Source organism: Colwellia sp. BRX8-7 (genome assembly GCF_014077275.1).
In the GTDB taxonomy this organism is placed as follows: Bacteria; Pseudomonadota; Gammaproteobacteria; order Enterobacterales; family Alteromonadaceae; genus Colwellia_A.
The window spans coordinates 48,743-64,658 of the sequence record NZ_JACGVP010000003.1; the positions used below are offsets into that span (position 1 = coordinate 48,743).

7 protein-coding genes are annotated in these 15,916 nt (G+C 37.8%); 3 read left to right on the forward strand and 4 right to left on the reverse strand.

What is annotated here, in order from left to right:
* Positions 1–12: 12 nt before the first annotated feature.
* Positions 13–2,058, reverse strand: a complete 2,046-nt coding sequence (gene prlC, locus H4J57_RS03845; RefSeq protein WP_182221430.1) for an oligopeptidase A — start codon at positions 2,056–2,058, stop codon at positions 13–15.
* Between the two features lie 322 nt (positions 2,059–2,380).
* Between prlC and H4J57_RS03850 the strand changes: the two genes are divergently transcribed.
* Complete coding sequence (locus tag H4J57_RS03850; RefSeq protein ID WP_182242013.1) at positions 2,381–6,907, forward strand: EAL domain-containing protein; 4,527 nt, start codon at positions 2,381–2,383, stop codon at positions 6,905–6,907.
* Positions 6,908–6,974: 67 nt separating this feature from the next.
* Positions 6,975–8,330, forward strand: a complete 1,356-nt coding sequence (gorA, locus tag H4J57_RS03855) for a glutathione-disulfide reductase (protein ID WP_182215330.1) — start codon at positions 6,975–6,977, stop codon at positions 8,328–8,330.
* A gap of 100 nt (positions 8,331–8,430) precedes the next feature.
* Here the strand turns inward: gorA and H4J57_RS03860 are convergent, their stop codons facing one another.
* Positions 8,431–10,458, reverse strand: a complete 2,028-nt coding sequence (locus tag H4J57_RS03860) for a methyl-accepting chemotaxis protein (protein WP_182242014.1) — start codon at positions 10,456–10,458, stop codon at positions 8,431–8,433.
* 817 nt (positions 10,459–11,275) lie between these two features.
* On the opposite strand from H4J57_RS03860, the gene polA reads away from it, so the two are divergent.
* On the forward strand, positions 11,276–14,035 hold the full coding sequence (gene polA, locus H4J57_RS03865) for a DNA polymerase I (RefSeq protein WP_182242015.1): 2,760 nt from the start codon (positions 11,276–11,278) through the stop codon (positions 14,033–14,035).
* Between the two features lie 302 nt (positions 14,036–14,337).
* On the opposite strand, the gene H4J57_RS03870 is transcribed toward polA, so the two are convergent.
* Positions 14,338–14,520, reverse strand: a complete 183-nt coding sequence (locus tag H4J57_RS03870) for a hypothetical protein (protein WP_220465239.1) — start codon at positions 14,518–14,520, stop codon at positions 14,338–14,340.
* A 23-nt stretch (positions 14,521–14,543) separates the two neighbouring features.
* Complete coding sequence (locus H4J57_RS03875) at positions 14,544–15,410, reverse strand: SPFH domain-containing protein (RefSeq protein ID WP_182242016.1); 867 nt, start codon at positions 15,408–15,410, stop codon at positions 14,544–14,546.
* Positions 15,411–15,916: the final 506 nt, after the last annotated feature.

Sequence of the window (15,916 nt, forward strand, 5' to 3'; positions counted from 1 at the left end):
TAGGGCCACTCATTATCCTTCAATACCACAATGTCTGAGTAAAGCATCAATCTCAGGCTCACGGCCACGAAAGGCTTTAAATAAGACACTGGGTTCTTGAGACCCGCCTTTTTCTAATATATTAGTTAAGAAATCATTACCTACTTTCGGGTTAAAAATGCCTTCTTCCTCAAAACGACTAAAGGCATCTGCAGATAATACTTCTGCCCATTTGTAACTATAGTAACCAGCCGAATAACCGCCACCAAAAATATGACCAAAACCATGTTGAAAGCGATTAAAGTCGGCGGCTTTCAATACTGAATATTCTTCACGCACTTGATTTAATGTTTGCTGAATATACCCAGAGTTATCTTGTGCAGGTTGGTAATCTTTATGCATTTTAAAATCAAAAATACTGAATTCTAATTGACGTAACATTTGCATCGCAGATTGGTAATTCTTTGCCGCTAACATTTTATCAAGCATAGCTTGTGGCAGTGGTTCACCCGTTTGATAGTGTCCTGAGATAAAGGCTAATGCCTCTGGCTGCCAACACCAATTTTCTAAAAATTGGCTAGGCAACTCTACTGCATCCCAAGGCACACCGTCGATACCTGAAACGCCACTGGTGTTGATTTGTGTCAGCATATGGTGAATACCATGGCCAAATTCGTGAAATAAAGTAACCACTTCGTCATGGGTAAATAGCGCAGGCTTATCACCAATAGGCTTATTAAAATTACAGGTTAGGTAGGCAACAGGGTATTGAATATCACCATTGGCTAATTCACGACGACTTTTACAATCGTCCATCCATGCGCCACCACGTTTGTGGGCGCGGGCGTATAAATCTAAATAAAAGCGGCCACGCAAATTATTATCGCGATCGTATACTTGATAAAACTTCACATCTTTGTGCCAAGTGTCGATGTTAGCTACTTGGTTAATTGTCATGCCAAATAAACGATGAACAACTTCAAATAAGCCAGCTACAACTTTTTCCTCTGGAAAATAAGGGCGACATTCTTCGTCTGAAATAGCATAACGGCTTTGCTTTAATTTTTCACTATAGTAGGGCAGATCCCAAGCTTGTAAGTCTGTTTGGTTAAATTCTTTTTCAGCGAAAGCTTTAACTTCATCTAAGTCTTGTTGACCTTGAACCTTCGATTTTACCGCTAGGTTTTCTAGAAAGTCTAAAACCTCAGTGGTTGATGATGCCATTTTGGTAGCAATTGATTTCTCAGCAAAGTTATTAAAGCCCAATAGCTGTGCTAATTCATGACGAAGTAGTAATAGCTCGTTCATGATGTCGCTGTTATCGAATTTTCCGGCATTGGGACCTTGGTCTGAAGCGCGAGTAACAAAGCCACGATAGAGCTGTTCACGTAATGTCGCATTGCTACAATAAGTCATTACGGGTAAATAACTAGGGATATCTAAGGTAAATAGCCAGCCTTGTTTTTCTTGTTCTTTTGCTAGTTCTGCTGCGGCTTCTATAGCGCTGTCAGGTAAGCCAGTAAGTTCACTTTTATCGGTAATATTAACGCTATAAGCGTGCGTAGCATCGAGTACATTATTGCCAAATGTTGAGCTTAACTCCGATAAACGAGTAACGATTTCACCGTATCGTTTTTTATCATTATCGTTTAATGCGATGCCCGACAATTTAAAATCCCGTAAGGCATTCTCAATGACTTTCTTTTGAGGAATATTTAATTGTGAATATTCATCACTGTTGGCAAATTGTTGGTAGGCTTGATATAACCCTTGATGCTGGCCCACAAAAGTACTGTATTCAGATAACAGTGGTAAACATGACTCGTATGCGTCACGTAATTTGTCACTATTAACCACCGAATTCATGTGGGATACCGGCGACCACAGCTTACTTAACGTATCGTCAGCTTCGTCCGTAGGCATAACTAAGTTTGCCCAGGTAAATGTTTTTTCTTCAAGCACTGCTGCAATCACTTTTTTGCATTCTGCTATCGCATGCTCAACAGCAGGCTTGATATGTTCAGGCTTTATTTGAGAAAACTGGGGTAAATCTGAAACTGTTAATAATGGATTGCTCATAATGCGGTATTCTTTATTAAATGATGATGTAGATGTAAGACCTTAATGGGAAAGATTCAAGGTGTAGCGCTTTTTGTTTTCAATCTATTTTACTTAAAATTGATCACCTTAAAAAAATAAATGCTACTGTCTATGTTAATACGTTGTTTGTTATTGTTAATTAGGCTCTTTATTTACCATTTTAGATCGGATAAATATTTATTTTAATTGTATTTTACTTATACTAAAAATATATGATTTGTCTTCGTCATGAGTTTCTTGAGGTGTTATGTTTCGTTTTTTTGCTGTGAATTCCTTATGTTCACTTTTTTTACTGTACGCTATGCTTTTTACAAATACAGCACAAGCAGAGGTGAACAATTTATATTTAGAAAACTTGTCAGTTGAACATGGCTTGTCTCAAGGTTCGGTTAAAGCTATTTTTCAAGATGATGAAGGTTTTATCTGGGTTGGCACTGAAAGTGGCTTGAATATGTATGACGGTTATAATTTTCGCAGTTTATCTGGGCCAGATAATGATTTTGAAAATTATGAAACGTACCGAATTATTCAAGATAAGGACAAACTACTTTGGTTCAACATCGTTGATAAAGGGCTAATTACTTACAACAAAAAAACAGATACTTACCAAAAAATTCTACAAACAGATCCGATCAATAAAGATTATTATATAGCTGATATGGTCGAGGGCAACAATAATGACTTTTTTATTGCCAGTGCAAAAACTATCATCGTGTATAACAAAATATCTCAAAAAAGTACGCGTCTATTAGATTTATCAAATGAGCTTGCTGCGGTTAATAATATTTTCGAAATATTGTTACACAAAAACATCTTATACATTGCGACACGTGTTGGTGTTTTTGCGCTGAACACCGAAACTAAAGCATGGAAAAAGTTACCTGCGGTTACGTCGACTGAAATTAGTTCGGACAGCTTCAGCGCTGTCGGTGCAAATAATGTATACAACCTGCATATTAGTGCAACCAATGAGCTTTATTTAGGGACACACCATGGTGTTTATAGCTTAGCCGTTAATCAAGTGAATAATTATTTAGCCGGCGATTTTCAATTGCCGGCTTATAAAGTGATCACTGATGCCGTGTCAAGTTGGCAGCTTTATGCTGATGGCGATAATTTATACCAAGGCAGTCACTTAGGGTTGTCAGTCATTAATACCACCACCGATACCACCGAATTTCTTTTCTCATTTAATGAATTTTTTGACCATATTAAAAGCAATGATGTTGTTTCTATTATGAAAGACAAACGAGGTTCATTTTGGTTAGGTTCAACGGCAACGGGCCTGTATAAGTGGGATCCTAAGCGGAGCTTAATCAGTAATTATGGTTACAAAAAAGACAATGCAAATAGTCTAACAGACAATGTTATTTGGTTTATTACCGCACTACGTAGCGATCCTGAACAGCTATGGGTGGGTACAAGAAATGGGCTTAATTTACTTAATACGCGTGACAAAAAAATATTACACTATTTAACAACAAGCAACCCCAAAAGCACTTTTAATATTAGCCATATACGAGGTATCTATGAAGATTTACAGCAACGTATATGGCTTTCTACTGCAAAAGGCGTGGTGTTATTTGATATAGAAAGTAAAAAACTTATTGATATTCCGTACGACGATAAAGTCAAAGAACTCCTTGCGTTAGAGCAGTATTCTTTCTTTTATGATCGATATAATACGTTGTGGAGTATTACTGAAAAAGGTGTCAATCGTATTTCACTGACAACGGGGATTATTGACCCACTTGATGAGATGAGCGAAAAAATAGCAGAAGATAAAATTTCTAGTATTCTAGGCTATTTACCTAATAGTGACAAAATGCTTTTTGCTACCAATAATTCCCTTTGGTTTTTTGACCTGAAAACTCGCACAAATACACTTATATATCAAGAGCTTAGCATTAAAGAAACCGAGTGGACCTTTATAGAAAGCTTAGCCTTTGATAAAAAAGGCATGCTTTGGTTTAGTTTTTCAGGCAAAGGGCTTGTTGGTTTAGACAGTAAAACCTACGAACAAAAATATTTCTACCACAAAGGTAATTCTATTATCGGCAATAATATCTATGGCTTATTGGTAGACCCTGAAGGTGACCTTTGGTATGCCAGTCATAATGGCATTTATATGATAGATATTAAAACACACCATATTCGTAACTTTGGTATAAGTGACGGATTAATTGGCAGAGAGTTTAATGGTGGCGCTTTCTATGAAATGGATAATCACAATTTTGCTTACGGTGCGATGAATGGCGTAAGTATTTTTAACCCTCTCAGCTTAAAGAAGAAAAATTATGAAGATCAGCTTAGTGTTCATGCCACCAATATTGATGTGTTATCACGTGATTTAGCTTTGCCTTTTGTGCTGAGTAATGGTGATACCGTTCAGTTAAATTATGATGATGTCGGTATTCGTATTGACTTCTCGCCATTATCTTACAACAACACAAATAATTTCCTATTTGAATACAAGTTACAAGGTGCTGATAACATAAGTTATCCATTAACCACTGAAAATCACATTACTTTTCCGAGCTTACCTTCAGGGGAGCATTCGCTGGTAGTGCGTATCCAATCAGCTGAAACTAAAAAATATTCTGAAGCTTTTGTTATTAACTTCGTGGTGAAATATGCTCTTTGGTCTTCGCCGCTAGCTTACTTAGTTTACATTGTGCTCTTGTTGACTTTATTTATGCTGTGGTATGCAAAGCGCCAACAAAATACGCGTTTATTACTTGCCGCACATGAAGAGGTAAAATACCGAGAAAATAGATTGCAGCTAGCCTTAACCGGCAGTAATAGTGAAGTGTGGGATTGGCAAAGCGATAATAACTTAATGTTCGCTAAACGAGCCTCTGAAGAATTAGGTTATAGCGACCTTAAATATTCTTATAGCTTTAATGAGCATTTGTCGTTAATTCACAACGATGAACGTGAATTGTTTCATTCACGATGGTTACAGTTTTTGGGTGCGGCTGATGTTAAGGTAAGCTTTTCATGTAGTTATCGAATGAAAAAATCCAATGGTCAGTGGTTGTGGTTTAAAGACCTTGGAAAAATTGTGGCAACTGACATTAATGGCAAGCCAACCAGAATTACCGGCGCGTATACAAATATTACCCAGTCGTTAGCTGACGCCGAACGTGCTCACTTCTATGGTGAAGCTTTTAAGAAAACCAAAGATTGGGTCTTAATTATTAGTGACAATTTTAGTCGGGTTATCGCGAATGAGTCCTTGCGTGAGGTTTTTGCTTGGCAAGATGAAGAGTTCGCTTTCGATGCGAAATTATTTGGATTAACAAACGATCGTTTTGAGTTTTATAAGACCTTATTTTCTCATTTAAAGGCTGGGGATGATTGGCGAGGTGAAGAGCTAATAACAACAAAGGCTGGTGAAGAATTCCATGTTATTTTAACGGTCAGTGCCAGCCTTAATGAGTCAACCAATAGTATTTATTTTGTTTGTATTTTTACCGATATAACCGCGCAAAAGCATGCAGAAAAAGAGCTGCGTTATTTAGCCAATTATGACCATTTAACGGATTTACCTAATCGTTCATTATTGCTCGACAGAATAAAACATGCAATGGACTATTCTGCCCGCATGTCACAATCCATTGCTTTGTTTTTTATTGACCTAGACAGGTTTAAACAAGTTAATGATTCATTGGGTCATGACTGTGGCGATTTGCTCTTACAAGAAGTCACCAGGCGTTTAAAAGCAGTTCTGAGGGTTGATGATACCGTTGCTCGCATTGGCGGTGATGAATTCGTTGTTCTGCTAGAGTCTTTTCGCGGCCATGGTCAGCTGGGTCGAGTTGCACAGAAGGTGATTACTGCCGTTGGCGAGCCTGTTCTATTAAACGGTAATACCGTTAGTGTGGGCGCTAGTATTGGCATTGCTCTTTTTCCCGAAGATGCCAAAGATAGTGATGAATTGCTTCGTCACGCAGATGTCGCTATGTATCATTCTAAACAACTGGGTCGTAATACCTTTCAATTTTACACGCCACGTATGAACGTTGAAGCAAGTGAACGTTTATATGCAGAGTCTGCACTTAAGCTCGCTTTTGAAAACAGTGAGTTTGTTAATTATTATCAGCCTATTGTTGACTCATACCAAGGTAAGGCCGTTGGCGCCGAATTATTATTACGTTGGCAAAGTGGCGACAAGTTAATTCTACCTGATAATTTTATTCCACTTTCTGAAGATCTGGGTTTGATTATATCTATGACTGAAGCGGCTATTTTACGTGGTGTGATAGATTTGAAAAAATGGCGAGCTATTCGCCCTGATATCTATTTATCAATTAATTTGTCTGTTCAGCACTTTCTTGAAGACAATTTAATTCATTATTTAAAAAATATTTTACAAGAACATGATTTACCTCCAGAAGCGCTTAAGTTTGAAGTCACTGAAAGCATGCTTATTTCTGATCCTGATAAAGCTATTGCAACTATGACCGCGCTTGATAAATTAGGTGTGGTACTTGCTTTAGATGATTTTGGTACCGGTTACTCATCCTTGTCTTATTTAAAGAAGCTACCTTTAAAAATATTAAAAATTGACCGGAGCTTTATTTCTGGCATTGGCATTAACTCTGCTGATGAAGCGATTGTTGCTGCGACGTTAGTCTTGGCAAAAAACTTGAAAATGATTTGTATTGCCGAAGGTGTAGAAAATGAAATACAACTGAAATTTTTAGGCGAAAAACACTGTCACCTTATCCAAGGCTACCTTTATAGTAAGCCAGTTGGAGCTGCTAAAATTGAACAATTTTTGCATGATGACATTATCGCGATAAAAGTGAATAAGCCAGAATAGCTAATTGGCTTGAATAACGCTTGTTTAGCCACATATATAACTCATACATTTTTTTAGGAATAATAACATGACTCAACATTTTGACTTTCTTGCCATTGGCGCAGGAAGTGGCGGTATTGCTTCTGCAAATCGCGCAGCAAAGCTCGGTAAAAAAGCAGCAGTAATAGAAGCTAAACAAATTGGTGGCACGTGTGTCAATGTGGGTTGTGTGCCGAAAAAAGCCATGTGGTATGCCGGGCAAATTGCCGATGCGTTACACTACTCTGCTGATTACGGTTTTAATGCGCCGTTACAAGGTTTTAATTGGAGCACGTTAGTTAAAAACAGGGAAGCTTATATAGAGCGCATTCATGCAGCCTATGCTCGTGGTTTTGCCAGTAACGGTGTTACTGTCATTGATGGTTTTGCCAAATTTATCAATAAAAACACTGTCGAAGTTAATGGCGAACAAATTACCGCTGACCATATTGTTATTGCTACCGGTGGTCGTCCGAGCATTCCAAGTATTGAAGGTGCAGAGCATGGTATCGATTCTGACGGCTTTTTCGCATTAACAGAACAACCGAAAAGTGTTGCGGTTGTTGGGGCAGGTTATATTGCCGTAGAACTTGCTGGTGTATTTCATGCTTTAGGCACCACCTCACATTTATTAGTGCGTAAAGAAAAGCCACTACGTGGTTTTGACGATATGCTCAGTGACACGTTAGTCGAACAAATGGCAAAACATGGTCCAACACTGCATACCCACAGTACACCCAGTCATGTTGAAAAACACGATAATGGTCAACTGACCATCCATTTGGAAAATGGTAAGTCTGTTGGGCCTGTTGACTCTTTAATTTGGGCAATAGGGCGAGAGCCAGCAACAGATAAAATTAATCTTGAGTTGGCTGGCGTCGCAATGAATGAACAAGGCTTTATTTCAACAGACAAATACCAAAATACGAATGTTAAAGGTATCTATGCAGTGGGTGATAATACCGGTCGTGCACAATTAACACCGGTCGCTGTTGCCGCAGGTCGTCGCTTATGTGAACGTTTATTTAATAATAAACCTGACGAGCATTTAGACTATTCAAATATTGCCACAGTTGTGTTTAGTCACCCAGTTATTGGTACGGTTGGTTTATCAGAAAAAGAAGCGCTTGACGAATACGGCGTAGAAGAGGTTAAGGTTTACAATTCACAGTTCACTGCTTTGTATCAGGCGATGACTGAAGATTATCGTGATCCTACGCGTATGAAACTTATTTGTGTTGGTAAAGAAGAAAAAATTGTTGGCATTCACAGTATTGGTTTTGGTAGTGATGAATTGTTGCAAGGGTTTGCGGTTGCCATGAAAATGGGCGCAACTAAAGCCGACTTTGATAACACTATTGCGATACACCCAACAAGTGCAGAAGAGTTTGTTACCATGAATTAAGTGGCGTTAACCACACCATACAAAGTTGTGTTGGCGTCATCTTCTGGCTATTAATGATGACGCTCGACACTACTTTAACTAGCGCTAATAAATCCGCCGCTTAAAGTGTAAAACGCTCTACTGAGCTGGTTAGAGAATGCGCTAAAGTACTGACATCTTCACTTCTTTTGTGCATATTACTCGCTTCCATAGCATTCTTATTTGCCGCATCAGCCGTTTCATTCATTGTTTGTTCTATTTGCTCACTATAAACCAACTGCTCTTGTGCTGCAGTAGTAATACTTTTGCTCATCGAGTCAATTGCTTTTAAGGTGTCCTCAATTTGGTTAATGGCATGGCTTAATTGCTGACTTTGAGCCACACATTCACTGGCTTGTGTTTGGCCTTCAGAAATCGCCTTGACCGCAATAGTAGTATCTTTTTGTAAATTATTAATCATCACTTGTATTTCAGCGGTGGACGCCTGAGTGCGAGAAGCTAATGATCTTACCTCATCAGCAACCACTGAAAAGCCACGACCTTGCTCTCCGGCTCTTGCTGCTTCAATAGCCGCGTTTAAAGCGAGTAAGTTAGTCTGCTCAGCAATACCACCAATGGTATCTAAAATACTACCTATGCTGCGACTATGCTGGCTAAGTAATTCCATGACTTCCACTGATTCACCCAGTCGAGTTGATAATTGCTTAATACGCTGGCTGTTATCGTTAGCAATATTATTAATGTCTTGGCTGCGTTGTGATGCTTCAGTGACATGGGAAGCGGTAGTCACTGCTTCATCTTTTACCATACTTGAACTAGCAAACATTTGTTCAGCAAGTTGTTTGGCATTATCAATACGGGTAATTTGTTGACTGGCGGATTCTGATATAAACAAACTTTGTTGATTGGTTAACGCCGCAGATTCATCAAGCGAATGGGCGTCTTTATTAATGGCGTTAAGTAATTGAGTTAGATCATCAGATAACTTATTAATATTAGTAATCAGCCCGCCAAATTCATCATCGCTGCGTTTTTCCATGCGCTTTGACAAGTTACCACTAGCGATTAATGCTAAGGCTTTGTTTACTGCCCGTAATGGACCAATCATGGCTTTAGTTGTGACATAAGTAATAAAGCTCGCCATAACAATAAATATTAACGCTAAAACGATGGCTAAAGTTTTTCCTCTTTCAATTTCTTCTTGGGCATTGCTTTGAAAATGAGCAAAACGTTTATTCGCTAATAAAACTAATTCATCTAGCTTGGCATAGCTTAAATTATAAGATTGGGTTGCAGAAAGATAAGCTTCTTTTGCTTGATATTGTAGATTAATTGTTTGTAGTTGTAGTTGGTATAAACGACCTGGCTGTTGAATTGATTCTTGCATCAGCGTCAAGTTCTGCTTAAAGTCATTTAACAGTTCATTAGCATTAAGTGGCTCAGCTTGCTGGACTAAATAAGCAAAATTAGTTTCAATATTACTGATTAAAAAAATCATATCATCTTGGTGTTTAGTCACTAAGTCTGTTGATTCTATTCGGTCAAGCCCTGACATAGTGTTTTTTAAGCTAAAAAGTGAGTCATCAATGCGCGTACCGGTACCAATAACTTCATCAAGTAACTTCTCCTGACCTGTCGCTTCAATAATTTCTAAATCAAGCATATAGGTGCTTGCTTGATAACGCGCATTTTCGAAAGTTTTATAGTCAGCTTGGAAGTCTCTTGTTGCTTGCTGATGCCCTATTTTAGCTGAGAACATTGCTTGAATATCGGTTGAATATTGTTGATATTGAACTTGTGCTTCTTCAAGAGCCGATTGCATTTTTGCTTGCTTAGTCACTTTCAGACGTAATAGCTGAACAGTTGCTTGGTAATCTTTTTGTAGATGATTAAACTGCTCTAAACTTTCCTGTAACTCATTAGCATCAGACTGCGTATAAGCGACAGCCGCTTGCTTCATCATTTTCAGCAATTGAACTTGCAAAGTGCCACTTTGTTTTTGCACAGGAACGGCTAATGTTTCAACATTATTATTGGCGTCAGAAATTTTACTTAATGAATAGTAAAAAAAGCTACTTGCCGTTAATAATAATAATCCAATCGTAGTAAAACCAAAGATGATTTTTTGTTTTATGGTGAGATTCAGCATTAATTAAGCCTTGTGTTACGTTGCTCATCCTTTAATTGTAATCCGATATTTACTTAATGTGATAAAGGTGTGCATTTATTATTAAAATGTCTTAGATAAAAGCGTTTTACCTAACAATTAAACCAAATTAAATTAAAGGGTGACCTACTGGCCTAAAAGAGATCCATATCTTAAGTTTAATTACAGTATCACGGTAATCTTCTCTACTCAATAAAGGTATGACCAGGTGGCTTAGCTAAAACCTCCCGTTACAAAATTAAATATTAATTATAAAAATAAAGCAAGAATAATAAAGTAATATTTTTGATGATTTATTTTTTGGTTATTTGAGCTTTTATTCAAATTAAAGATAAATTAATTCAGCTTTTTTTATCTTTAAAATCGCGCTAAGTCTTACTGTTATTCGCTTATGTTTTTTAGTTATTTAAAGCCGAAATATACCACTAAAAATAATTTAATAATTGTCTGGTATTGAGAGAAAATTCTGGTACTCTCTTACCTCGTTTATTTGAGCAGCACAAAAAACACACAATTAATAAGATGCTGAAAACGTACAGGATAAATTTTTATCCACATAAATAAAAATAATAATAAATATGTGAAAAAGGAATTTCAAACTACCTTTTCTCAATAAAAATAAGATGTTACCTACAAATTTACCGTAATAGCCATTTGGTTGTTATGGTTTTCTACGTTGTTTTCAACATACTTATCCACAATTTCTACGATCTTTTGCGACTAATTTTATAGATTAAGTGGAGAGAATGTACTGAGTATGGCATCCTTAGCCAAATTTCACTTCTAGTCACATATCATCATGACAAATTCTGCTTTATCGCCACTCATTTTAGTAGATGGTTCTTCGTACTTATTCCGTGCTTATCATGTTCCATATTTACAAGCATTATCGACAAAAGATGGTCAACCTACCGGTGCGATTACTGGCGTGTTAAACATGCTAAAAAGTCTGAAAAAAAATTATCCAAATGGCAATGTTATTGTGATATTTGATGCGAAAGGAAAGACCTTTCGTAATGACATGTATCCTGAATATAAAGCGAATCGTCCACCAATGCCCGACGATCTTCGTACTCAAATTGCACCAATCCATGAAATTGTTGCCGCTATGGGTTTACCGCTATTGGTGATTGATGGCGTCGAAGCCGATGACGTTATTGGTACTTTGGCAGAACAAGCGAGTAAAGCGGGTATCGATACCGTTATATCAACTGGCGATAAAGACATGGCGCAACTCGTTGATAAGCATGTCACGCTTATTAATACCATGACCGATGTAAAAATGGATGTTGATGGTGTTATTGAAAAGTTTGGTGTCCGCCCAGATCAAATTATTGATTACCTCGCGTTAATGGGTGATAAAGTCGATAATATTCCAGGGGTTAATAAGTGTGGTCCCAAAACCGCAGTAAAATGGTTGCTTGAGCACGAAAATTTAGAAAATGTGATGGCTAATGCCGGAAACGTAAAAGGTAAGATTGGTGGGTATTTACGTGAAGCACTTGAGTTTTTACCACTCTCTTATGAATTAGCAACCATTAAACTTGATGTACCGCTTGAGCAAACCGCTGATCAATTACAGCCAGGCGTTGCCGATGTTGAAAAATTAACTGAGCTATACACTCGATTTGAATTGCGCCGGTTATTAGCAGACTTACAAAATGGTGAATCTGCTATTGCGGGTTCACCCGGACAGCAAACCTCAAGTGTTGACACGATTATAGAAGAAACACCTGCAGCAGATGATATTGAAACTGACTATCAAATTATTTTTAGCGAAGCTGAGTTTACTTCATGGCTGACTAAATTAAAAAATGCTGATCTCTTTGCCTTTGATACCGAAACAACCAGTGTCGATTATATGAAAGCAGAGTTAGTGGGCTTATCGTTTTCTGTCGAAGCTGGAACTGCCGCTTATGTGCCGCTTATGCATGATTATCCTGATGCGCCCAAACAGCTCGACCGTGACTGGGTCTTGGCGCAATTAAAACCACTTCTCGAAGATAAAAATCAAGCAAAAGTTGGTCAGAACTTAAAGTATGATGTTAACGTGCTTTCACGTTACGATATTGAAATGCAAGGTATTACTTTTGATACCATGATCGAGTCTTATTGTTTAAACAGTGTTGCGACTCGCCACAATATGGACGCGTTAGCGACTAAATATTTAGGCTACAAGACGATCAGTTTTGAAGAAGTTGCTGGTAAGGGCGCTAAAAAATTAACTTTCAACCAAATTGAAATTGAAAAATCGGGATATTATGCCGCCGAAGATGCCGATATTACCTTGCGCTTGCACCAAGCCATTTATGCTAAGTTAGAAAAAAATAAAGATCAATTATCAGTATTTACCGACATTGAAATGCCTTTGTTACCTATTTTAGCGCGTATGGAGCAACACGGTGTGCTAATCGATTCTGATTTGTTGAATGAACAAAGCCATGCACTTGGTATGCGCTTACAAGAATTAGAAATTCAAGCACACGATATTGCCGGACAAACGTTTAACTTATCATCACCCAAGCAACTACAAAAAATATTGTTTGAAGAGTTAAAAATTCCGGTTATTAAGAAAACGCCCAAAGGTGCACCTTCAACCGCAGAAGAAGTGTTACAAGAGCTGGCGTTAGATTACCCTTTACCGAAAGTTATTTTAGAAAACCGAGGATTGAGTAAGTTAAAATCGACTTACACTGACAAGCTTCCTTTATTAGTGTGCAAGTTAGGTCGAGTACATACCTCTTATCAACAAGCCGTTGCGGCAACAGGGCGTTTATCTTCGACCGATCCAAATCTTCAAAATATCCCAATTCGTAGTGAAGAGGGTCGAAAAATTCGCTTAGCTTTTATTGCGCCCAAAGATCACAAAATTGTCGCGATAGATTATTCTCAAATAGAACTGCGTATTATGGCGCATTTATCTGATGATCCAGGATTAGTCTCTGCCTTTTCAGAAGGGCGAGATGTGCATAAAGCAACAGCGGCTGAAATATTTGGTGTCGATTTGGCCGAGGTAACGGTTGATCAACGCCGTAGCGCTAAAGCAGTAAACTTTGGTTTGATTTACGGAATGTCAGCGTTTGGTTTAGCAAAACAACTTGATGTGCCTCGCCATCGCGCGCAAGAGTATATGGATAAGTATTTTGAACGTTACCCTAATGTTATGGCTTACATGGAGGACACGCGTCAGCAAGCTGCAGAGCAAGGTTTTGTGGAAACATGCTTTGGTCGTCGTTTATATTTACCTGATATTAAAGCTAAAAATGCGATGCGTAGAAAAGGCGCTGAACGTGCCGCTATTAATGCACCTATGCAAGGCACTGCCGCTGATATCATTAAAAAAGCGATGTTAGCTGTAGATGAATGGATACAAATCCAGCAAGACCCACGTATTCAAATGACAATGCAAGTACACGATGAGTTGATATTTGAAATTCATCAAGACATCGTTGATGAAACAACGGCGAAGCTTGTTGAAATTATGAATGATGCGGTGAAGTTAAAAGTCCCCCTCATTGCTGAGGCAGGTATTGGTGATAACTGGGAGCAGGCGCATTAACTATGCAATATTATTTTTTTGGTGGTTTTAAAACTAAAATGTAATTTAATTACATAAAGCACTTTACAAAAGTAGAATGATTACTCTATAATGTAGTTGTTCTTTTGTGAACGCTTGTTGTAATAATTTGTATATTCAAGCTCTCCTCATAGCTTATAAGCCGATGGCATTGTCATCGGTATTTTTTTGTCTAAAATTTGATAACTATATCTTATGTAATTATATTTCAGTATATGAATGATCGACACCACTTAATAACGTATCACTGTCGATCATCCGTTTACGGGTATTTAAAAACAAGATTAACTTTTAGGATCAATAATAGCCTCTATCGGTTTAGGCTTAGTTCGGCCAGACTTTCTTAAGGCATCACGCAGCACGTACTCTATTTGCGCGTTTAAACTGCGTAATTCATCATCAGACCAGCGTTGCATGGCAGAAAGAATTTCTTCATTAATGCGAAGAGGATATGCTTTTTTTGCCACAATATTTCTCACTCAATTGACGATTAGTATAAGCTGCCGGTATTTACTACAGGTTGTGCCGCTTCGTCGCTACATAGAACAACTAATAAGTTACTCACCATAGCGGCTTTTCTTTCTGCATCAAGTTCTACAATTTGACGCTCTTCTAATTTTGTTAATGCCATTTCTACCATACCGACAGCACCTTCGACTATGGTTCTACGTGCAGCAATAATTGCCATGGCTTGCTGGCGTCTTAGCATAGCGTTAGCAATTTCTGGCGCGTAAGCTAAATGACTAATACGAGATTCAATCACAGTGACGCCAGCTTTTTCTAACCGGTCTTGCACTTCAATTTTTAATGCTGCTGAAATTTGAGTCGGATCGCTGCGTAAAGAAATATCGTCATCTTCGTGATGATCGTACGCATAACTTGTGGCTAAATTACGTAATGCTGATTCACTTTGAATTGAGACAAAATCCTCATAATCATCAACCTGGAAAACGGCCTCAGCGGTATCTGTTACTTCCCAGACAATGACCGCAGCAATCTCAATGGGGTTACCATTTTTGTCATTAACTTTTAGTTTACTACTTTCGAAATTTCTAACCCGCAAAGAGACGCGCATTTTTGTGTAAAAAGGGTTAGCCCAGCGTAGGCCTGAATCATGAACGGTACCCGCGTACTTACCGAACAATTGCATAACTCTAGCTTCTTTGGGATTGACCATAAAAAAACCAAACCAGCAAATAAAAATAGCAAGGGTGACCAGTAAACTAATAATGGCAAGTGTGACATTGTTATTTATTATGCTATTAATTAACAAGGTGAAAGTACCAATCTGTAATGCCAATAAAACAAAAATAAACATAATGCCATTAGGCGCTTTGATTTCTTTTTCCGTAATCATATTATTCTCAGTTAGATTTTAACAAGTGATATCATTATGATATCACTTGTTGTTTAATGCAAGTATTTAGCAGAGCAACATTCATTAAATAAGATATTTATAAAAGTTTACGTGTCAGTAAAAGAATGAAGTTATTAGACGTTTGATGATTTTGATCAATTTTGGCGAGTTCAGGGTTAGCTATAATTTTTCCTTCATTATTCAATAGGAAAATACAATGGGATGTTGCGGAGGCTGTGGCGGCGAAGGTCATGAACCAGTGAAAACTGAAACAAAAGAACAGCAAGAACAAGATAAAAAACAAGATAATAAACCAGAAGAGTAGTTAATATTCTTCCTGACAATCATTGAGACAACAGCCGTTGTCTTTTTTTTGTTCTAAATTTAAAAGTTAACAAATAAGTAACAAAGTATTGCAAAACAGAAATATCATTGGCAAAGCAAGTGAGCAAATCATATATTAGAGCTAGATACTGGCGCAGAAGTTGAGCGCGAGAAAATATATT